Raw genomic sequence first — 22,100 nt, 5'->3', positions numbered from 1 at the left:
ACAGCAACATCTAGCGTTCCCAGAAGCGGGGAGAAAACAGGATCAATAAAGAAAAAATTTCCAGGCGTCCGGCGATCATAGCAAATATGAGAACCCATTTGCTCCAGTGATTCAGAATGGCCATATTTTCGCTGATGGCCCCTAAGCCCGCCCCTGAATTGGATATGGAGATTGCAATTGCCGAAAATGAAGTCAGAAAATCATTGCCGAAGCCCATAAAAAGGAGCAGTAAGACAATAAATAAGGCAATGAATACAGAAATAAAACTCCACATGGATTGCAGAACAGGTTCAGGAAGGCAAATTTTGCCGATTTTAATGGGTACTATTGCATTGGGATGCACCAAACGAACCATTTCCCGTCTGGATTGTTTAAATATAATCAACGCGCGAATCACTTTAATGCCGCCGCTGGTTGAGGCAGCGCAGCCGCCCACCAGGCCAAGGAGAACAATTAAAATGGGCGTGAATGTCGGCCAATCATTGAACGGTTCAGCAAGAAAGCCAGTCGTTGTTGCCAGGGAGATAATATTAAACAAAACAGTGATTACTGTACTATGGCTCATATCAAAAAAATCATAAATAACCAGGCTGCCGGTCACAATCATCGTCGAAATTAATAAAAAACTGAGATAAGTGCGAAACTCTTCATCCCGCCAATAGTGTTTCAGGCTTCTTTTTTTGAAAGCAAAAAAATGGAGGGCAAAATTTGTGCCCCCAAGGAGCATAAAGAAACAGGCTATCAATTCAATTAGCTCGCTCCGATAGAAGGCAAAGCTATTATCATGCATAGAAAACCCGCCCGTTGACACGGTGGCAAAACTTTCGCCCAAGGCATCAAACCAGTCCATACCGCTTATCCAGTAACAAAGCATACAAAGCAGGGTTAGCAATACGTAAATGGACCACAAAGCCTTCGCTGTCTGCGCGATACGCGGCGTTAGCTTGCTATCCTTCATCGGGCCTGGGGTTTCCGCTCGATAAAGCTGCATACCCCCAACGCCAAGCATTGGCAGTATTGCGACTGCCAGAACCACAATTCCCATACCTCCCAAAAATTGCAGCTGCTGCCGGTAAAACAAAATGGCATGGGGAAGACTATCCAAATCACTAATAACTGTAGCGCCGGTGGTGGTAAGCCCGGAAACAGACTCAAAAAATGCGTCGGTGATTTGACTAGGACTATGAATTGCAAAAAGAAATGGCAGCGAAGCAAATAAAGAAAGGACTGTCCAGAAAAGGACGACTATCAAGAAGCCATCACGGGTTTTCAGTTCATTTCGATGTTGACGAAAGCTAAACCATAGGAAACAGCCGGTGCCAAAGGTGCATAGAAAGGCTGCCACAAAGGGCCATAAAAAGTTTTCTTGAAAAACGATATTAAAAATAATGGGGGTCAGCATGCTGATACTAAACAACATCAGCAGTACACCCAGAATCCTTAAAATCGTTTTAATCTGCATTTTTAACTCACAAAGCTTAAACTTACCTGGAAGAGGGATTCAATACTGCTGATATATTTTTTCTTTAGGATCAATAGAATAATATGATCGCCAGATTGTAATACCAGCTGAGAATCAACCATTAGTACTTGCCCTTCGCGAAAGATCGCGGCGATAGAACTGCCGGCTGGTAAATTCAATTGGTCCATGCTTCGCCCAACCACTTTTGAAGTCTGCGCATTCCCATGGATGATTAACTCTACAGCTTCTGCTTCACCATGCTGGAAACGATACACTTTTACCATATTACCGCGACGCAGCTTGGTCAGAATACTGCCTATGGTAATTAATTGGGGTGAAATGGCCTGGTCAATATTGCTGCCTTCAATTAAATCCACATAGGCATTTCGGTTTACGAGCGCCATAACCTGGCGGGCACCCAGACGTTTTGCCTGCAAACAGGACATGATATTCACTTCGTCATCATTCGTGACTGCACAAAATACATCAGTGAACTCAATATTTTCATTCACCAGGAGATCGCGATCGGCGACATCCCCTTGCAAAACCGTCCCTTTATGCAGTTGTGCTACCAATTCATGGGTGCGGTCGGGGCTGCGATCAATGACTTTTATCCGATAGCGTTTTTCCAGTGCCTGCGCTAATTCGGTGCCGATATGTCCACCGCCGGCAATAATAATACGACGATTAGGATGGGTATATCGTCCAAGGGCAATTAATGCCTGTTTAATTGCTTGCGGCGAGGCTATAAAAACCACTTCATCGCCGCCGTCAATCTGATGTTCATCGTCCTGTGGCTCAAGTACGGTTTTATCTCGAAAAACCATGACGACGCGTGCTTCAATGCTTTGCAGGTGTTCATGAAGCTGCCTGATGGTTTTACCCACCATTAAACCCGATGACATAGGCTTGATGGTTACCATCAATACATGGCCGTCTGCGAAATCAAGAACCTGAGAGACACCGGGATAATCAATCAGATTTTCAATGTGGTCCGTTACCAGCTTCTCCGGGCTGATGCAGACATCAACTGGCACATGTTCATTATGAAAGAGCTGGGGATATGTATAATAATTATGGGAGCGGATACGGGCTATTTTTGTAGGGGTGCGAAACAGGCTGTAGGCAATCTGGCAAGCCATCATGTTTATTTCATCGCTGTTAGTAACGGCAATAAGCATGTCTGCCTGTTCTATTCCTGCTTCAATCAGCACACTGGGGTAGGCCGCATTCCCGCGGACTGTCTGGATATCGAGGCGGTATTGCAGTTCCTGCAGACGTGTTTCATCCTGATCAATCAGGAAAATATCATTATTTTCTCTGGCCAGATTCTGCGCAAGGGTTCCGCCCACTTGCCCTGCGCCCAAAATTACGATGCGCATGGCAGTAAAATCCCTTCATAGACAAAGGTTGCAGGGCCTGTCAGATAGATTGGAGACTGCTTGTTTTGCCAGCGTACAGAGAGTTCTCCCCCCGGTAAATTAACCTGAATGGTCTCCTCCATCTGATAGAAGAGGCGTCCGATGGCCGCCGCGGCTACAGCTCCGCTGCCACAGGCTTGCGTTTCACCGCAGCCCCGCTCATAAACTCGAACCTGCAGACGATCATTGGATACAATTTCCATAAACTCGGCATTGGTCTGTTCTGGAAATAAGGGGTGAAAACTAATTTCTTCCCCAAGCGTTTTCACCGGCGCTTTCTGAATATCATTGACCAGTGTGACAGCATGCGGGTTGCCCACACTAATGGCATGAACTGCCACATTATTTCCTTTTGCCAGAGATAATATGTAGGATTCCTGCTGTTGCGTGACCAGGAAGGGAATTTCACTGGGATTTAAACGTGGGGGAGGCATTTCAATTGTTACCGAGTCATCCTTGTTCAGAATTAACTGCATGGTGGTGGTATGCGTTCCGACACGAATTTGTTTTTTAGTAGTTAGGCCGTAATGGAAGAGAAAGCGGGCGACGCAACGTGCTCCGTTGCCGCACTGTCCTACTTCTTGCCCATCAGCATTGATAATCCGATAAAAAAAATCCAGACCTTTTTCCTTCGCGGGTTCAACAATAAGACACTGATCAAAGCCAATGCCCTTATGACGGTCGCTAAGGTTTATTATCTCTTTGGCTGTCAAATCAACAGTCTGGTTAATTGCGTCTATGACGATAAAATCATTGCCTAAACCGTGCATCTTTGTGAATTTCAGACTCATGTTTGGCTCTCGGTTGGTCAGGAGTTGCTGGCTGTTTTCTGCTCCGGTAAATAGAGAGGTCCTTTTTGGCCGCAAGCTGAGACACTCATTGTTAAAGCAGTAAGGAGCAGGATTCGGCCAAGGATCTTTCCAGCTAATTTCATAGAAAACCCCGTGTCTATATTTTGATTATAATGAACGTCAGTTTGATATAAAAGAGAGCCGCTGTAAATGGTTCACAATTGGGTTTAGTCAGTGCTTTAAAAATTGCTCAGCATCGCGCCATTTTAAAGGCGTTCTCTGATTCAAGCTCGTCCAGCTTATTAAAAGTGTCGAGCAGGGCCTTGTTGACCCGCTGATGGGAGCAGGTGTTGATAATATGTTCTTTTTGCCTGTTTATTTTGCTGCCCTGCTCATTCGTTTCCGTCCAGCAGAGAATGTATTTCAATAATCGCGGTATACGGCTGCGTCCGGAATAATAGGGAATTACTTCAATCTCTATACTGCTGATGTGAGCTCCTTGCTTTTTTAGTTTTTTGGCGATGTCGTTTTCTACCGTTTCCAGAATGTTGTAATTGGCTGCAGCGGTTGCCGGAACAATGTTCTGTTGATCCTGACGGGCGGTAAAGCGCCAGGCGCCTAAATGGGTCCAGTGAAAATCATGCCCCTTGGATTTAACTTCAACAGGAATGCCATGGGCTTCGAATACATGTTTGCAGGTAGTTTTGAACAGGAAAAACTGGCTGCAGGGTCTGGGCTTGGCCCGGTTTTCTTCCATCTGTTGCAGTGTTGCTTTGAATGTCAATGCACCGGCAGGCTCCCATTCCTGTTTAATGCGGGAATGTATTGTTTCTTGTGAAATCTCCTCCAGCTCTAGTGCGCCCTTGAAATTATCACTATTGCGAGGGGTTATTGGCACATACACCTTCGCTGATTCTGTGCGGTGGACGAGCCGTACTTTTTGACCGCCCGGCGTTCTGCCTGTTTCGGTATTGATGTAACTACTGACAGGGCTGGCGGGAACAATTTTTGTAACGCGCAGTTTTTCTTTGAGAGGGGACTGGCAGAACTGGTTCCTGTCTTCCTCAGCCAGGATCAGCCGATTAGTGGAAAAATCTATTTCTTCAGAAGCATGATGCTTCCGCTTTTTGGAATGCTGTGTCTGGAACAAGGGGGCAGCGCCTCGTGGAAGATTTGGTTCCGCAAGTGCGGCAACCAGATTTTCATAAGGAATGTCCAGAAGAGAAGATAAATGGACGTGGAGGAAAAGCCGGGTTAAATGGCGGTTTTTCAAGGAATGAAAACGTTTGTATAATTCAAACCATACATAGGGAGTAAAACTCAAAACCCCATGGTTGGGTAACAGACGTAAAGCCCGAGCCCTGAATAGGTCAATCATTTCCTGATTAAAATGCTGCTGCAGGTAATTAAGGTTACTCCATCGGGTTATGCTAGAGCATGGCCTGGAGATGTACTTGCTGATGCAGTCTTCAGGCAGCCTCAATTGTAATGCCAGACCGTTTATCAGGTGAGATGCCTCTTCCTCTTTTCCTGCAGCTGCATATAATTGATGGGCTCTCTCCCAATCCTGTTGGGATAATTGAGTCGGCTGCATTTCCTGTATATATTGAAGGAATGATTCGATTTGCTCTGGCATTGTACTGCTTGTATAAGAATGATGCATCGGGGGCATCATTTTATCACTTATTTTGGACTTCCGCCAGAACCTGAATAAAAATATTGCTGCTTAAAAGCTCAACTATAGCCTTAGATAGTCATCTATTATTGCTTTTTCTTGCACTGTCGTAACTCATTGGTGATAATTTGTCTTTTTCTCGGAGGTCCTTGTTGAACGTTTACACAAAAGAGCCTAATACACCGCCCCTGGCTTCGATGATTTGGATGCATGGCCTGGGAGCTGATGCGTCAGACATGGCAGGGTTGGCGGCACAATATCCGATAAGCGCACTCCCCATTCGTCATGTTTTCATGAATGCCCCGATGCGAGCGGTAACAATTAATGGAGGCATGCATATGCCTGCCTGGTATGACATTGTCGGATTTGAGTTGACTGACCGCGAAGATGATGCAGGGATTAAAGAATCAGCAAAACAGATTAATGCGGCTATTCAATCACAGCTTGATGCGGGTATGAGCGAAAACCAAATTATTCTGGCCGGGTTTTCCCAGGGCGGTGCAATGGCCTTGCATACGGCATTGCATTGTCCTCATGCCCTCGCCGGCGTTGTCGCACTTTCCGGTTATCTACCCCTTGCTACTCAAAGTCAGTTCCATTTGCCTCGAAAGACTCCTTTTTTTATGGGCTATGGGCGTTTTGATAATGTGGTTTTACCCGAGTGGACTGCGTACTCTTATAAGCTATTGCAAGCGAATGGCTATCAAAATCTGAGCATCAAGGATTATCCTATGGAGCATTCCATTTGCCAGAGCGAGATTAATGATTTAGGGGACTGGTTAAAGAGTTTGTTGGGAGAAAAGGCATGACGATTGTACAAAAGTCACGCATTGTGAAGTTCAGCTGTGAGCAGATGTATACACTGGTCAATGAAGTCGAACATTATGCAGAGTTTCTTCCCTATTGCAGCCAAAGCATAATCCATCATCGTGATGCCGATGAAGTACAGGCAACACTGGTGATTGCAGCGGCTGGCATGAATAAATCATTTACCACTCGTAATCGTCTGCAAGCCAATAAAATGATTGAAATTCGTTTGGTAGATGGCCCCTTTAACCATTTGGAAGGTTTTTGGCGCTTTGATGAAGTTCCAGAGGGCTGCAAAATTTCTTTTGATTTGGAGTTTGAATTCGCAGGCAGAATGTTTTCCATGCTGCTTGGTCCTATTTTTGAGCAAATTACTAATAAAATGGTTGATGCTTTCTGCGAACGCGCTGAGAAAATATATGCTTGAAGTTGAATTGGTATTTATTCCGGCTGAAAATAAAATGTTTCAGGTGAAATGCAAACTGGCGGAAAAAGCCTGTGTAGGCAATGCGATTAAACAGTCTGGTCTGTTGCAGGCATACCCCGAAGCCCAGGATATGGAGTATGGCATTTTTTCAAAAAAAGTGACGGTGGATACTCTTTTGAAGGATGGCGACCGGGTTGAAGTGTATAGGCCCTTGACGAATGATCCTAAAGAGAAACGGCGGATACGGGCAAAGAAAGTTTAAGCTGTATTGCCATTCGTGCTCACTCGTTTGCCTCGGTTCCGAACCCGCGGCTGCGACCCATAACTATCTACACAAATGCGTCGAATCCCCGCGGCAACGACCGCGGGGCCCATGTCGGGTGGTCGAACATGCTCTTCAGATGAATTCCAATGTTGCCGAAAATAGCAATTAAATTTGTTAGAAACATGTCTTTTAAATATTATCCTAATTAGCAAAACCCATATTCTAAATAGGCTTCGTGTGGGCCCCGCGATCGCAGCCGCGGGGATTCGATATTTCTAATGCATTTGTGTTGAGACCTATGGCTTGGCAGCTAGGGCATGTGTTCGATTCGTGTTAAAACCCCATTACTGAAATACAGCGAAACATTCTTTATCTTCAGGGGCTCGCTGCCTTTGCGCCAGGTGTAGGCATAATCCCAACGGTTATTTGTAAAGGTAGGGCTTAAGAGACTGGTTCCCAGTAAAATGGCAACGTCCTGCTTAGTCATCCCCACCTTGAGCCGAGCGACTGTGGCTTGTGGTAGTAGATTTCCCTGTTGGACTATTCGCCTTGAAAAATCATAAGAGGCGCACGATGCAATGCTGAATGAAATTGTAAGAGCCAGTAAAAAACGAAACAATCGCATAATTTTGCCTGTCCTGAAAAATTTCGCCATAATACCATGTCATTCATAGAAAGACACTCCAATCGATTAGCTTTTTAAGGAGCCTGTGTGGAAGAGAGTCAACAGTTAAAAGACGCTGGATTAAAAATAACCATGCCGCGGCTCAAGGTTTTACAAATACTGGAGCAATCTAAAGAACATCATCTGAGTGCTGAAAATGTCTACAAGGCATTGTTAGACATGGGGGAAGATGTAGGCCTGGCTACGGTTTATCGCGTCTTGACTCAGTTTGAAGCCGCAGGCCTGGTTGCCCGGCACAATTTTGAAGGCGGATACTCTGTTTTTGAATTGACTCAGGGCGACCACCATGATCATTTGGTATGTGTAAAATGCGGACGGGTTGATGAATTTGTCGATGAAGTCATCGAAGAACGGCAGCGGCTCATTGCAGAGCGTGCCCATTTTAAAATGACCGATCATGCACTCAATATATATGGATTATGTCCAAATTGTCAGAAATAAGTAAAACTGCATTATACTTAGGTTCAAAAGGCCAGTATTTCAAGGACGTTACCAAATGAATGAGGAATTAGGCAAGGCTTATCAGGTGGGTGAGCTCCCCGCATTAGATCTTGGTGGAATCCTGGTTGACAACCAGTTATTACCTGATGCTCCCGTTAATCTCGTATTGAAGTCCTTTAACCGACATGGTCTGATTGCCGGTGCGACCGGAAGCGGTAAGACCAAAACCATGCAAGTACTTTGTGAGCAGTTGTCTCTGGCCGGTGTTCCCAGCCTGGTGATGGATATCAAGGGAGATGTCTCCGGTCTGGCGATGGCCGGCGTTGAGAGTGATTTTATACGCAAGCGTTGCCAGCAATTAGATTTAAGTTTTAACCCTCGTGGCTTTCCAGTTGAGATCCTAACCCTGAATGAAGAGCAGCAGGGGGTTCCTCTCCGAGCGACTGTTGCAGATTTTGGCCCCATCCTTTTTTCGCGCATGCTGGATATTAATGAAACCCAGGCTGGGGTAGTTACGGTGATATTTCAGTTTGCCAAGGAAGAGCAACTGCCATTAATTGATCTGGCCGACTTCAAAGCCTTGCTTCAGTATGTGCAATCGGATGCAGGTAAAGCGGAAATGGAGGCACGTTTTGGAGCGGTTGCTTCTTCATCAATAGGCATCATCACCCGTAAAATTATTGAGCTGGAAAGCCAGGGAGGCAACAGTTTTTTTGCGGAACCCGCTTTTAATGTGATGGATTTAATGCGCACAAACAATCAGGGCTTGGGTATTATTTCAATTCTTCGGCTTATGGATATGCAAGACAAGCCCAAACTATTCTCCACCTTCATGTTAAAGCTCTTATCTGACGTCTACCGAGTAATGCCTGAATTAGGTGATCCGGATAAACCTAAATTAGTGTTATTTATTGATGAAGCCCATCTGGTCTTCAATAATGCCAGCAAGGCTTTGCTTAATCTGCTGGATACAATCGTTAAACTAATTCGCTCTAAAGGCATCGGCCTCATTTTCAGCACGCAGACGCCCAATGATATTCCTGATTCAATTTTGAGCCAGCTGGGTTTGAAAGTACAGCATGCACTGAGGGCTTTTACCGCTAAAGATCGCCAAGCGATGAAGCTGGTGGCGCAAAACTTCCCGCCCTCCACGTATTATAATACGGAACAATTACTGACTTCATTGGGAATTGGCGAAGCCTTACTCAGTGCTCTTGATGGAAAAGGGCAGCCCACGCCGTTGATTCAGTGCATGGTGCGTGCACCGGAATCACGTATGGGGGCCTTGACTGAGCAGGAGTTATCTCAGGTTGTCAGCCAATCGACGCTTGTTATGCAATATCGTCGAAAGGTAAATACCCGTTCGGCGGCTGATATTCTGGCTGAAAGAAAAGAACAGGCCGCGGTGATGGATGAGAAGAATCATTCGGGTAAAACAGCAAAAAAAATACCTGAAGAGCCGTCCATAATCGATCAAATAAGTAAAAATACCTTGTTCCGGCAATTAGTTCGGCAATTTTTCCGGCAAATGACGCAGCAATTGCTTAAAATTCTGGGGATGAATAAGAAAAGCCGCTAGGCCGTGTTTGTAAACACAGAGCGGAGCTGCCTGGATAGGGCTCCGATCTGGATTGATTCGCCAAGGCTCGCAATGACGGTAGCGCCTCTGGGGATCTATTACTATACTTAAAACGACTAGTTGATAATAAAAAAGGGGTGACACGGAAGTGCTCTTTTTAAGTAATATGCAGAAATTGCGACATATCATTACTATAAAAGTCCTGGCTTCGTTTTCTTTGCTGCTCAGTTTGCTGGGTTTATCGCTATGGATATTTGCAGGCTATCCTTTTCAAATGGATGCCGGCAATCCCTATCCGATGCAATTTAATACGGCACTATGCATTGCTTTAAGCAGTATTTCGATCCTTGCCTTACCCTCCAGAAAACGCACCGCATTTTACTTAAGTCAGTTTGCCAATCTCGTAGCGGCGCTCTCCTTTCTGCAGTATTTAACAGGTATTAATTTTAATATTGATAATTTATTCGGCTATGCAAATTTAAATGTAAGCTATCCAGGACGGATGGCTCCTAATACCGCTTTGTGCCTGGTTCTGCTTAATACTGCAATTCTGATGTATTTAAAATGCCATTCCCGAATTGCCCGCTTTACACAGCTGACGCTTGTTTGTGTGGTTTTTGGCTTAACGTTGCTGGCTTCCCTGGCTTATTTTATGGAAATTAAAGCCATTTACCTCTGGTCAGGGTTGACAGCAATGTCTATTCATACCGCTTTGGCAATCATTTTCCTGAGCAGTTCACTCATTGCCTTGTTTTTGCTCCGCTTTAGAAAATTTTACATGGCATTGATTGAAACTATGGTCATAGTGGTTACTGGTACCCTGTCTTTTATTCTATTCTGGCAATTTTTGTACATGGATTTAGAAAATAATGTGCAGAGAAAAATCCAAAATGAAATGAGTGTGCTTTCAGCGTTGCCTACTTTTTTTCTTCTTTTCGGTTTAATCATAACCGGGTTGCTGGCATTTATTAATTATCTGAAGCACAACGTGCATTTAAAAAACGAGAAGCTTCACAGTCTGATGCAGAATAAAAGCCAGCAGTTCTCAGAGATAAAAACCAGGTATGAGCGCATCTATGAATATTCACCCGATATGCTTTTGTTCATAGATACTGGCAATCTGGTCACAGAATGTAATGAAACCTTTGTCGATACGATGGGTTATTTCAGAAAAAAAGGCATTCTGGGACGAAATGTATTTGATGTTTTGCATTTGAAAAATGAAAAAATAAGGCAGGATATCGCTAAAATATTAAAAGACCGGGGGGCAATTAAAAATCTGGAATTGACGTTAAGCAATCTCAACGGCGACGAGTTTCAAGTCATGCTGAAAGCCAGCCCCTTCCTGAATGAAAAAAAGGAACTGGTCGGCTACTCTTTCAGCCTGCGCGATACCTCTGACATACATGCATTAAAACAGGAGCTCATGGCTCGAGAATACAGCGTGAATCTGTTCCGTGAAAATATTGCGCTCTACGATCATATTCTCGACGAAACCACTGACGGTTGGTGGGATATTAATCTGGAAACCAGGGAGTGTCGATTATCAAGGAAATTATTGCGTTCCTTAGGTCTAAGTGAAAAGTTTTCGCATTCCAATGTCAATTTTTTTAAAGAGCACGTCATTCCTGAAGATTTTGCCATTGTTGAGAATAATCTCAAACAGCATATTCTTTCTAAAGGGCGTTTCCCGTTCAGGCAGGAACTGCGCTATCGGCATCAAAACGGGAAGCTGGTGTGGATATTTTGCCGTGGACAGGGAATTCTCGATCCCGATGGAAGAATCAGACGAATCGTGGGTACCCATGTTGATATCAGTGCATTAAAAATGACGCAGGCCAAGCTATCCCAGAAAATCAAGGAAATGGATTTAATTGATCAGTCGACCCACTTGATTTTGATGTCGGATGACATTGATAGCGCCCTGCTGAATTGTCTGTCCTTAATTGGCTTAACCACTCCTTTTTATAAGGGGGTACTCTATCGGTATATCCCTGCTGCCAACGAGATGATTGCCAGGGCAATCTGGACGAAAAAAGAGGTTGAACAGCAAACGCTGCTTGAGGGCGGATTTCCTGCTTTTTCCTATCGCTATGAAGAGGGTTTCATCGGGCGGGTGTGGAAAGAAGGTAAATCACAATTATCCAGGGTCGAGATGGAAAAAATGAAGGCAGTGGCGGTTAACAAATGGAACAAACAATCATTAGACCAGGTGGTGGCCATGCCTTTGTTTCTGAATGACAAGGTGGAGTGCATTTTCGAGTTCTATCCTGCTAAAAAAATGACGATTAATGAAAATGAATTAGGCTTATTTGATATGTTGGTTACTCAGCTTAGTCTGGCGCTGGAAAGGAAAAAAACGGATTATCTGTTGAAGCATTTAGCTTTGCATGATGAGCTGACACAGTTACCCAACCGCCGGGCCTGCCTGGAAATGCTGGAAATGACCTTAAGCCGTGCCAAACGAGGCAATGGCCGATTTGCCCTGATGTTTCTTGATTTGGATGGTTTTAAACACGTCAATGACAGTTTTGGGCACCATATCGGTGATTTATTGCTGGTTGAAGTGAGCCAGTTATTCAGAAAAGCTATCCGCCAACAGGATTATCTGGCGCGTTTGGCTGGTGATGAATTCATTATCATTATTCATGATTGGAATGACGAGCAGGTATTATCAGTCCTTGCTAACCGTCTGATCCAATCCCTTTGCCGGCCATTGGTGCTGGAAAATAATATTGTGAAGGTATCGGTAAGCATTGGCTGCGTTACCTATCCTGAAGCCGGAAAAAATATCGAGGAGATCCTCCGCCGCGCGGATTATGCGATGTATAAGGTGAAGCATGGAGGGAAGAACAGTTTCTCTGGATTCCGTACCTTGTAGATACACCCGCTATTTAACACGAACCGACAATTCCAGTATAAATTCAGCTACTTTTTCAGGGTTTTCCGGGTAGTTAACATAGGCATCAATCGCCACTTTTTTATTCACCCGTTCACCGCTGGTTTTGGACTCAAACAAGGCTGCCCTGACATCCTTTCCTTTGTCACAAACGAAGTAAACATCCGATTCCGGACGGCGAATGAAATTGGCATGGAAGGATTTAAAGACTAAAGACATATTCAGTTTCTCTTTGTCGGCATAATAAAATGCATGAAGCCCGCCTGCAACATCGGCACCCACTGCCAATGCACCAAAATACATCGAATGAAGGTGGTTGCGGCTGCGCCGGCGCAAAGGTATCTTCATGACAATCTGCTCATCTGTTAACACAAGAAGTTTAGGACGTAAATGGCCAATTAAGGGAACCTGGAAAGTTCCAAAGTACCAGAGAAAATACTTGAACCGTTTAAATAAGGTCATATCTTATCCTAAGTCGTAGTCCGGGCTGTAAAGCCCAGCCTTGCGTATTTGCTGGACTTACAGCCCAATCTGCATTAATGGTCTACAGTAAAAGTACCTGGCAATGTTTTCGGTATCCAGTTTGCGACAGGTGAAAACGCGTCTGCATGGGTGAAGGATGAAAAGATTGCAAGACTTAATAAAAATGATTTTATCAGTTTAATCATTATTTTTCTCGGCGAACGGACTTTTATTTTATCGTCAGCACAAAGTCATACTTTAATTAATCTCCACAAGCCAGAGCCAAAAGGGTATAATTGATTGTTTTTTGTTTTAGCAGGTCAGCCATGCACAGGATTAGTATACGCGGCGCAAGAACACACAATTTAAAAAATATTGATGTGGATATTCCGCGCAACCAGTTAACCGTGATTACAGGATTATCTGGCTCGGGGAAATCATCCCTTGCCTTTGATACGCTTTATGCAGAAGGTCAGCGGCGCTATGTGGAGTCATTGTCAGCTTATGCCAGGCAATTTCTATCCATGATGGAAAAGCCTGATGTGGACTCTATTGAAGGGCTTTCGCCCGCCATATCCATTGAGCAGAAAGCGACTTCCCATAACCCACGCTCCACAGTGGGGACGATTACCGAAATTTATGATTATCTGCGCTTATTATTTGCCCGGGTAGGAGAGCCGCGTTGCCCAACGCATCATCACAATTTGCATGCCCAGACGATTAGCCAGATGGTGGATCAGGTGCTGGCCTTGCCGGGTGAAGAGCGGGCGATGATTTTAGCGCCAGTGGTGAAGGAGCGCAAAGGCGAGCATCTTCAGTTAATGCAGCAATTACAAGCCCAGGGCTATGTTCGTGCCCGTATTGACGGCGAACTCTGTGAACTTGATGATCCGCCCAAACTCGCATTACGCCAGAAGCATACCATCGAAGTGGTGGTTGACCGATTCAAGATTAGAGAGGATATCGCCCAGCGCTTGAGTGAATCCTTTGAAAATGCACTTAATCTGGCAGAAGGTATTGCGATCGTCGCTTCTCTGGATGGCCGCTTTGACGAGATTGTTTTTTCATCCAAATTTGCCTGTCCGGAATGCGGTTACAGCTTAAGTGAACTGGAGCCGCGCTTATTCTCCTTTAATAATCCGGTGGGCGCTTGTCCTTCCTGTGACGGTTTGGGGGTGGATCAGTATTTTGATCCGCAGCGCATCATCCATGATCGAACAGCAAGCCTGGGTGCTGGAGCCATACGCGGCTGGGATAAGAAGACGACTTATTATTATCCTTTACTGGAATCGCTGGCCGACCATTATCAGTTCGATATCGAATTGCCTTTTGAGAAACTGCCCGAATCGGTTCAGCAGATTATTCTGTACGGCAGCGGTAAAGAGGAAATTGAATTCCGCTATCATCGGCCGCATGGCGGCAATATGCTGAAAAAACACCGCTTCGAGGGTGTTATCCCTAACATGGAGCGCCGTTACCGGGAATCTGACTCAAGCATGATGCGCGAGGAACTGGCGAAGTATTTGTCATCCCGCCCCTGCCAGCTTTGCCAGGGGGCGCGTTTGCGGGAAGAAGCCCGCAATGTGTTTATTCATGATATCAATTTACCCGAAATTGCCAATTACTCGATTGAAAAAGCGCACGAATTTTTTAAGCATCTGCATTTAAGCGGTTACCGCGGAGAGATTGCTGACAAAATTAATAAAGAAATTACCGAACGCCTGGGATTCTTGGTAAATGTCGGTCTGGATTATTTATCGCTGGCGCGGAGTGCGGAAACCCTTTCTGGCGGTGAAGCGCAGCGGATTCGTCTGGCTAGCCAGATTGGTTCTGGCCTGGTAGGGGTAATGTATATTCTGGATGAGCCATCTATCGGTTTGCATCAGCGCGACAATGATCGCCTGTTAAGCACACTGACTCATTTACGGAATCTGGGTAATACGGTCATTGTAGTGGAACATGACGAAGATGCCATTCGCTCTGCGGATTTTGTGCTTGACATTGGCCCGGGCGCGGGTGCCCATGGCGGGCGAATTATCGCTGCGGGTACACCAAAGGAAATTATGGCAGAAGAGAAATCGCTCACGGGGCAGTATCTTTCCGGGGTTCGATCCATCGAGGTTCCGAAACAACGTAAGCCGCTGGACAGCAAGCGTATGCTGCATTTAAGCGGGGTTTGCTGTAACAATCTGGTTAATGTCAATGTGAGTATTCCCTTAGGTTTGCTCACCTGTGTAACAGGAGTCTCGGGCTCTGGTAAATCCAGTTTGATTAATGACACCCTGTATCCACTGGCTGCAAACCAACTGAATCGGGCCAGTGTGATGACACCCGGTTCGCTTAAAGAAATCAGCGGCCTGGAACATTGCGATAAGGTTATCGATATTGACCAAAGCCCTATTGGACGTACCCCGCGTTCAAATCCGGCCACCTATACTGGTTTGTTTACTCCTATTCGTGAGTTATTCTCCGGAACCCCCGAAGCGCGGGCGCGCGGCTATCAGCCTGGCCGTTTCAGTTTCAATGTGAAAGGCGGGCGTTGTGAAGCCTGCCAGGGTGATGGTTTAATTAAGGTGGAAATGCATTTTCTGCCCGATATATATGTTGCCTGTGATATCTGCAAAGGGAAACGTTACAACCGTGAAACCCTGGAAATACAATACAAGGGAAAGAATATTCACGAAGTGCTTGATATGACCGTTGAGGATGCACGCAGCTTTTTTGATGCGATTCCTGTCATTGCCAGGAAATGCCAAACATTAATAGATGTCGGTTTATCCTATATTCGTCTCGGGCAGAGCGCGACCACCCTATCAGGCGGGGAAGCGCAACGTATCAAACTGGCGCGTGAATTATCAAAGCGCGATACCGGAAATACACTCTATATTCTTGACGAGCCTACGACAGGGCTGCATTTTCATGACACCCGCCAATTGCTGGGCGTGTTATTCCGCCTGCGGGATCAGGGAAATACCATTATTATTATTGAGCATAACCTGGATGTTATCAAAACGGCCGACTGGATTATTGATTTAGGGCCAGAAGGCGGCAATAAGGGCGGAAAAATTATTGCGACGGGTACGCCGGAAGACATTGCTAAAAATAAGGGATCTTATACGGGCATGTTTTTGAAGCCTTTATTGAAGAGGAGAAAAGAGGCAGTGCTTAGTTAACGGGCTGTCTTTGCGAACGCAGTGAAGCAATCCAGATCTTGTGCCGCATTCAGGCTCCGCTCTGGATTGCTTCGCCAAGGCTCGCAATGACGGGGGGAATGGCATAATACCCATTCGCTCCCCGTCTTTGCGAACAACGTGAAGCAATCCAGAAACGATCCTTGCTGGCACATCAATCTGGGTTGCTTCATCAAGACTCGCATCTCTGTTATACAGATAGCATTTCTGGCGCCGCCGCTTCATCGTTATGCGTATCCGGCCTGAAACTGAAAAAGGAAGGATTATACTGCCTTAACTCTTCACGCAGACGGTAACCCCAGCTGACAAACAAACCTAAACCCAGAAGGGTGATGAGAGGGGTTGATGTTGCCATCCCCAGGTACATAAATCCAACACCCCATAGTAAACCTGAGGGATTGGTCGCTGGATCACTGGTTCTCTGAAAATATTGGGCATGCTCAATTGCATTGTTATAGGAAACGGTAAAGCTGTCTTGTCCGGCTTTTGTTTCGAGTTCGCTCATAGCAGAAAACTATTAAAACTGTCATTTTATGAACCAAAAAAAGTAAAGTCAAGTGACTGACTGGTCGGTAACTAACCAGACTGAGCGGGGTGGAGAAATTTGATTTTTATCAGAAAGTTGCTATAACTTACCTTATAAAAACAAATTGGATGATAACATGGGAAAGTTCTTGCTATTCATTTTGGTGATCATTGCGCTGTTAGCTTTCTGGGTAATCAGCATCTATAACACCCTCATCGGGATGATCGAGGCGATCAACAATAATAAAAGGCAAATTGATATTCAGTTAGATCGCCGTTACAAGGTATTTGAATCACTGATTCAAACGGTCAACAAATACATGGATTATGAAAAGACTACGCTGAAGGATGTTGTGGCCCTACGTAATCAGGCGCAGGCGGCAAGAGCTGCAGGTGATGAAAAAACCAGAATGGCTGCAGAAAACCAAATCTCACAAATTGCATCCGGAATCAACCTGGTATTTGAACAGTATCCCGATCTGAAGGCCAGTCAGAATATGCTCCAGCTGCAAGAGGAAATTGTTAATACGGAAAATAAATTATCCTATGCCAAGCAGGCCTATAATGACAGCATAGAGCGTTATTATGCCAAGAAAAAATCCTTCGTAGAGGCCATGGTGGTTAACTTTTTTGGCGACAAACTGAATAAAGAATTTGAATACTGGTCCTTGCCTGAAGATCAAATCAAGGCTCGCGAAGATTACACTGTTAAATTTAACGAGTAAGCCATGCCGCTATCAGACTACCATGGGTCGGTAGGTGACTGGCGAGCCCAGTTGAAGAAAAACCAGCGTAAAACCAGGGTGGTCATCGCCCTGTTCATCCTGATTTATACCGGGGTGGGGCTGGTAGCGGATGTTTTCGTTCTGCAATCCACCCATCCCAATCTATCCCTCCAGCAAGCGTTCTATGCATTACTGACTCTGCAGATAATCCCTTATGCCACGCTTATTATGGGCGGAATTGCTGTGATTTCCTTGCTCATTACTTATGCCATGTATGATCGAATCATGCTAATGGGCACTGAGTATCGGGAAATTACCCCGGAAACAGCACAGAACCTACAGGAAAAACAATTATTTAATGTGGTGGAAGAAATGCGCGTTTCCGCCGGACTGAAATACATGCCTAAAGTATTTCTCATTGAAGCCAATTATATGAATGCTTTTGCCAGCGGTTACAGCGAAAAATCAGCGATGGTTGCCATTACCCGGGGGCTAATCGACAAACTCGATCGTGCGGAATTACAGGCAGTAATGGCGCATGAATTAAGCCATATCCGGCATCAGGATATTAAACTTACTTTAATGGTTGCTGTGCTGAGCAATATTCTGCTACTGGTCATCGATATGCTCTTTTATTCGATGATTTATAGGCGGGATAGACGGAATCAGGATAACCGCCTGTTTTTAATCATTATGGTTTTGCGTTGGGTCCTGCCCATACTGACAGTCGTCCTGGCTTTATTTTTAAGCCGTACCCGGGAGTACATGGCTGATTCGGGCGCCGTTGAACTCATGCGCGATAATGAACCCATGGCGCGTGCTTTATTAAAAATATCTGAGGATCATTCTACCAACGCAGAGGAATATACCCAGGAATATGGCAGAACACCCCATGAGCAGCTAAGGCAGGCTTCATATCTTTTTGATCCTTCCAGTATTGATCCGGTGAAATCCCTGTCGAGTGCTTTCTCTACCCATCCTCTGACTGAACAGCGTTTAGAGGCTATCGGGTTTAAGAAGAAGCAGAATAAATAGGCTTTTGAATCGCTTCTTCAAGCCCCGTAACGACGGCACCCGTCTTTGCGAATCCTTCGAGACGCCGCTAAGCGGCTCCTCAGGCCGAGCGGATTGTGGTTTTCCGCTCCAAATCCCAGCGGCATCACCATCCAATCCCTACGGCATCACCATCCGAATCCCCGCGGCAACGACCGCGGGGCCCACACGAAGATTTAGGATATCGGTTTTGCTAATTGAGGATAATGTTTGAAAGGCTTTTTTCTAATTGCTATTTCGGCAACATTGGAATTCATCTGAAGAGCATGCTCAGTTACCAGGCATGGATCCCGCGGTCGCTGCCGCGGGAATTCGGTGAAGCATCAAATCATTGGCTGAATCCGGCAACGAATCGAATAGTTCGTTTCAGTTTCTGGTTCAGTAAACGTTAACTCATCATTGTTATTGAGGGTAATCTTTTTATCGTGATAATAAACTCCCTCATTCTTCAATACATTCACCAGGTCTCCTCTCTGAAAAAGCCCGATGATATGTTTGATTAATGCTTTTGATGAGCTGTTATTAAAAATACCATGATAAGAGTTGATCACCTTGCTTTTATCGAGAATGCTGTCAATTTGTTTATCAATGTTCTTTTCAGAGTCCATGTGGGCTTTTAAAAAACTCTGATTGGCTAGCAAAAGCTCAATAAAGTTCAGGATATTTTCTGTTTTGACCGTTCGATACGACGACCAGAAGCTAAGCTTGGAACTGTATTTATTTTCCAGAAAGTCAAAAAGAGTGGAAAACTTATGAACGATCACAGTTTCATGATCCATTTCCTTCTCATAGAAGGCCATTCGTTCCTGTTGTTTTTCCAATTGGTGTAAGGCCAGGTTCAATTGCCGTTCAAGCTTTTCAATGATCGCCCGTTCCTGGCTAATGCTCGATTTCAAGGATTGAAAATCGTTTCTTAATTCCTCACTGGCTTTATTAAAGCTTTCCTCGTAGCGATTGAAGCGTTTGATAATACTTTCAATCCGGCCTTCCATTTCCTGTTTCAGCGAAAAGAGCTCCTGGCTGGCCTCCTTGGCCTCGGATGAGTCATTTCTGGAAAGTATGCCTCGTACCTTATCCAATTTGCCATCCAAAGCCGTACTTAGCTCCTTGATATCTTTTACATTATCGCTGAACTCGGAAAGAATGAGCTTAAAAATACCTTCATTCTTCTGTTCAATTTCTTCAATTTGCTGCAAGTGTTTTTTATTCTTATCTTTTAATTCCTGAACAATTTCCTCTGCTTGTTGAAATTGGTTCTTTACTTTGGCAATGTCGCTGGAAAGCCCAGCTATTTCTGCTTGCTGCTGCACATTTTGCCGGGTCAGGAGTTTGTTTCTGGTTTTTAATTTTTTTACTCGTTCACCATCCAAATCAATATGCTGAATCAAGGTTTTCATTTTCTCAATAATATCATTCAGCGCATGATGAAATTCATCTAAAGGATCGAGGGAATAGTCGCGAAACTGTTCTCTGATGTTATCCTGTAATTTAATTAATTTTTTATGATATTCGATAAATGAAAACAAATTGCCATGTTTTGGGTAATGAAAAACAAGCCGTTTCTCTTCCGAAACCAATGAGTTTTTTATGTCTTCCCAGCTAAACGCAGAGTCAGCCATTTGCTTTAGAATTTGATATAAAGTATGGGGGATATCGGCTTCTTTTTCTCCAAAAGCTAATTTATAACTGCTAACTTGCCCTCCTGAAATCTTTCCGGCTGTAAAAAAAGAGGAAATATGCAGTTTACCGGACAGTTTTTCAATGGCTTCATTTACCTCAGTCAGTTGGATCTGCGTGAATTTAAGCGAAGTAAATACTTCATTTTCGGAAGGGTCCACCTTGTTAAATTGTGCAGGTAACTCGGGGTTCAAGCCCAAAAGCCGGGTTAAATTATATTCTTCAAAAGTTCTGGCCACATTAAACAAATAAATTCTACTTTCTTTTGTAATATTATTGGGATCAAAGAATGCGCTGCTTTCAGACACATAATTTTTACCTAATGCATCCTGATTATATTGCATGCGCTGACGTAGAAACTCGAGCTCATTGAGGCAGCGTTGAAATACGGAGTTAGTAATAAACTCTTCACGCCGGATTAATTTATCCTGATCAATAATCTCGCTGGTTGAAATAAAGGACTGTCCTGGAGGGCTTGTTGGCAACTCATTACTGTCCATCCATTTGGGATCATTCATCAGATCCAGTAATTCCTTTATGTGCCTGTTTTTAGATAGTAAATCCGATAGGCGCTTCATGGTTTCCTGGTAGAGAATACCGATAACCAGGCGCTTGGAATGATATTCGCCTTTCTCTGACATTCCCTTAAAACCATATTGCACTGCCGATTGCAGGAAATCTTTTTCGAGTGCCTGGCAGATAAACAAAAGTTTAAAAATCGCTGTTATGTCGCGCGCTAATTGCTCTTTTGCATTTTTATCGATTGGCGTTTTAAGCGTGAAACCATTGCCTGGTTCCCAGGCAGCAATTTCTGCAAATAACTTTGGATTTTCGAATAAATCCTGGTAGCGGACAAACGATAGGGCATCATCGTCCTGGGCAACCTGATTGAGCTCCTCAGAGATCCTTGCCAAAGGTTTTAGGAGTTTGAAAATACCATTTTTATTAAACTCCACTTTTCCGGTAGCCTGTTTTGTATCCGCCCTCAGCATGTCCTGAGTCAACTTATAGGCTGAAATCTGCGTATCATCTTTAGCGGCCTGTGCGTCAAATAAGCGGGCAAAAATCTCCATTAAATGGTTGCTCATATCATAAATATCGCGCGTGCAATGGGCTGACATGGTTTGCACACTGATTTCACGCTGTTCAATGATTAATTGATCAATCAGCCCATCAAAATGTTCCTGTACTTTTTCCGCCAGTGTAGCCCGTTGTGTTTGCGTGGTCATAAAATATTCAAGAATCGTCTTGTTGCGATTTGCAACCAGGGCTTTATTGTTTAACACGTTGTTAAAATACGTTTTAATGATTGTTTTAAATTTTTCCAGACGCTCTTCGTTTTCCTGCCCGGGTAAGCTGGCAATTGCTTTCATTGCCTGAATGAGCAGAATGGTTGTGTTGTGCATAATTTGCACGGTGGCTACAGCAAGGGCACGGTTTTCAGATTTGATTTCCTGTCGATTGTTGAGGTAACTCTCAAAATATTCATCAATCGTTCGTTCTTTGGCAAAAGCCAGCGTATCGGGCGGTGTCAATGAGCGACTGCTTTGCTGCAGCTGATGAACCTGGAAAATACTGTCGTTTGCCTGAAGCGGGTGCAGCTTACAGAACTCTTCAAACTCGGGTTGCAACAGGTTACCGAGGTTCAATTGCAACTCGCAACCTTTGTCCAGATTGTTTAATTGTTTGATGGTGTTTTCGAAGATGCTTTTACAATTGGCATTGATGAACTCTGCGCCGCTTTTTGACAAGCCTTCCATTTGCATGATAAGTTTATTCTTGTCATGTTGCGCTTTTAAAGAACATATATAGCCTGTCACAACTGAACCGGCAACCGCACCTGCCCCACCTGCGATCACTTCGCTGGAAACCAACTTAGTGCCGATCATTGTGCTCAATAGTCCAAACATGTTCATCTCCCTTAATGCATCAATGAATGCTCTTCCGTGAAACGCTTAAACAATTCATTGAATTTTTCAACGTATTGTTTAAATCAGCATTGATTTGTTAACCAT

At 44.5% G+C, this 22,100-nt stretch carries 18 protein-coding genes; 9 read left to right on the top strand and 9 right to left on the bottom strand.

Features of this window, described 5'->3' with window-relative positions:
• Nucleotides 1–10: 10 nt before the first annotated feature.
• From DYH42_RS13815 to DYH42_RS13795, 5 genes are all read right to left on the bottom strand, one after another.
• Nucleotides 11–1,462, bottom strand: a complete 1,452-nt coding sequence (locus DYH42_RS13815) for a TrkH family potassium uptake protein (protein WP_058525145.1) — start codon at nucleotides 1,460–1,462, stop codon at nucleotides 11–13.
• Nucleotides 1,463–1,464: 2 nt separating this feature from the next.
• A complete protein-coding gene (gene trkA / locus DYH42_RS13810; protein WP_058525144.1) occupies nucleotides 1,465–2,844 on the bottom strand; it encodes a Trk system potassium transporter TrkA in 1,380 nt (459 codons plus the stop codon).
• Nucleotides 2,832–3,674, bottom strand: a complete 843-nt coding sequence (gene dapF, locus DYH42_RS13805; protein ID WP_058525143.1) for a diaminopimelate epimerase — start codon at nucleotides 3,672–3,674, stop codon at nucleotides 2,832–2,834. Before dapF ends, trkA begins: the two co-directional genes overlap by 13 nt.
• A gap of 17 nt (nucleotides 3,675–3,691) precedes the next feature.
• A complete protein-coding gene (gene lptM, locus DYH42_RS16860; protein ID WP_083503215.1) occupies nucleotides 3,692–3,817 on the bottom strand; it encodes an LPS translocon maturation chaperone LptM in 126 nt (41 codons plus the stop codon).
• Nucleotides 3,818–3,924: 107 nt separating this feature from the next.
• Complete coding sequence (locus DYH42_RS13795; protein ID WP_058525142.1) at nucleotides 3,925–5,310, bottom strand: DNA/RNA non-specific endonuclease; 1,386 nt, start codon at nucleotides 5,308–5,310, stop codon at nucleotides 3,925–3,927.
• A 191-nt stretch (nucleotides 5,311–5,501) separates the two neighbouring features.
• Between DYH42_RS13795 and DYH42_RS13790 the strand changes: the two genes are divergently transcribed.
• Genes DYH42_RS13790 through DYH42_RS13780 form a run of 3 tightly spaced genes read left to right on the top strand, consistent with a single transcriptional unit; the run spans nucleotide 5,502 to nucleotide 6,845 of the window.
• The gene (locus DYH42_RS13790; RefSeq protein WP_083503214.1) at nucleotides 5,502–6,158 is read left to right on the top strand and encodes an alpha/beta hydrolase; all 657 of its coding nucleotides are present in this window, start codon (nucleotides 5,502–5,504) and stop codon (nucleotides 6,156–6,158) included.
• On the top strand, nucleotides 6,155–6,583 hold the full coding sequence (locus DYH42_RS13785) for a type II toxin-antitoxin system RatA family toxin (RefSeq protein ID WP_058525141.1): 429 nt from the start codon (nucleotides 6,155–6,157) through the stop codon (nucleotides 6,581–6,583). The genes DYH42_RS13790 and DYH42_RS13785 overlap by 4 nt, the downstream gene beginning before the upstream one ends.
• Nucleotides 6,576–6,845 (top strand): RnfH family protein, encoded by a 270-nt coding sequence (locus DYH42_RS13780; RefSeq protein ID WP_058525140.1) that lies wholly within the window; start codon nucleotides 6,576–6,578, stop codon nucleotides 6,843–6,845. Before DYH42_RS13785 ends, DYH42_RS13780 begins: the two co-directional genes overlap by 8 nt.
• Nucleotides 6,846–7,158: 313 nt before the next feature.
• Here the strand turns inward: DYH42_RS13780 and DYH42_RS13775 are convergent, their stop codons facing one another.
• Nucleotides 7,159–7,503, bottom strand: a complete 345-nt coding sequence (locus DYH42_RS13775; protein WP_058525139.1) for an outer membrane protein assembly factor BamE — start codon at nucleotides 7,501–7,503, stop codon at nucleotides 7,159–7,161.
• 57 nt (nucleotides 7,504–7,560) lie between these two features.
• On the opposite strand from DYH42_RS13775, the gene fur reads away from it, so the two are divergent.
• From fur to DYH42_RS13760, 3 genes are all read left to right on the top strand, one after another.
• Nucleotides 7,561–7,974 (top strand): ferric iron uptake transcriptional regulator, encoded by a 414-nt coding sequence (gene fur, locus DYH42_RS13770; RefSeq protein WP_058525138.1) that lies wholly within the window; start codon nucleotides 7,561–7,563, stop codon nucleotides 7,972–7,974.
• Nucleotides 7,975–8,029: 55 nt separating this feature from the next.
• Complete coding sequence (locus tag DYH42_RS13765; protein WP_058525137.1) at nucleotides 8,030–9,553, top strand: helicase HerA-like domain-containing protein; 1,524 nt, start codon at nucleotides 8,030–8,032, stop codon at nucleotides 9,551–9,553.
• Between the two features lie 166 nt (nucleotides 9,554–9,719).
• Entirely contained in the window at nucleotides 9,720–12,434 is a 2,715-nt protein-coding gene (locus DYH42_RS13760; protein ID WP_058525136.1) for a diguanylate cyclase domain-containing protein, read from the top strand.
• Nucleotides 12,435–12,443: 9 nt separating this feature from the next.
• On the opposite strand, the gene DYH42_RS13755 is transcribed toward DYH42_RS13760, so the two are convergent.
• On the bottom strand, nucleotides 12,444–12,914 hold the full coding sequence (locus DYH42_RS13755) for a PaaI family thioesterase (protein WP_058525135.1): 471 nt from the start codon (nucleotides 12,912–12,914) through the stop codon (nucleotides 12,444–12,446).
• 326 nt (nucleotides 12,915–13,240) lie between these two features.
• On the opposite strand from DYH42_RS13755, the gene uvrA reads away from it, so the two are divergent.
• A complete protein-coding gene (uvrA, locus tag DYH42_RS13750) occupies nucleotides 13,241–16,087 on the top strand; it encodes an excinuclease ABC subunit UvrA (RefSeq protein ID WP_058525134.1) in 2,847 nt (948 codons plus the stop codon).
• A gap of 208 nt (nucleotides 16,088–16,295) precedes the next feature.
• Here the strand turns inward: uvrA and DYH42_RS13745 are convergent, their stop codons facing one another.
• Nucleotides 16,296–16,610 (bottom strand): hypothetical protein, encoded by a 315-nt coding sequence (locus DYH42_RS13745; protein WP_058525133.1) that lies wholly within the window; start codon nucleotides 16,608–16,610, stop codon nucleotides 16,296–16,298.
• A gap of 157 nt (nucleotides 16,611–16,767) precedes the next feature.
• Between DYH42_RS13745 and DYH42_RS13740 the strand changes: the two genes are divergently transcribed.
• On the top strand, nucleotides 16,768–17,355 hold the full coding sequence (locus DYH42_RS13740; protein ID WP_058525132.1) for a LemA family protein: 588 nt from the start codon (nucleotides 16,768–16,770) through the stop codon (nucleotides 17,353–17,355).
• A 3-nt stretch (nucleotides 17,356–17,358) separates the two neighbouring features.
• Complete coding sequence (htpX, locus tag DYH42_RS13735; RefSeq protein ID WP_058525131.1) at nucleotides 17,359–18,390, top strand: zinc metalloprotease HtpX; 1,032 nt, start codon at nucleotides 17,359–17,361, stop codon at nucleotides 18,388–18,390.
• A 341-nt stretch (nucleotides 18,391–18,731) separates the two neighbouring features.
• On the opposite strand, the gene DYH42_RS13730 is transcribed toward htpX, so the two are convergent.
• Nucleotides 18,732–21,995, bottom strand: coding sequence for a coiled-coil domain-containing protein (locus tag DYH42_RS13730; protein ID WP_058525130.1), 3,264 nt, complete (start codon nucleotides 21,993–21,995; stop codon nucleotides 18,732–18,734).
• Between the last annotated feature and the right edge of the window lie 105 nt (nucleotides 21,996–22,100).

Source organism: Legionella birminghamensis (assembly GCF_900452515.1).
Taxonomy (GTDB): domain Bacteria; phylum Pseudomonadota; class Gammaproteobacteria; order Legionellales; family Legionellaceae; genus Legionella_C; species Legionella_C birminghamensis.
Note: the sequence above shows the minus strand (reverse complement) of the source record. Positions and strands in the feature narration are given on the sequence as shown.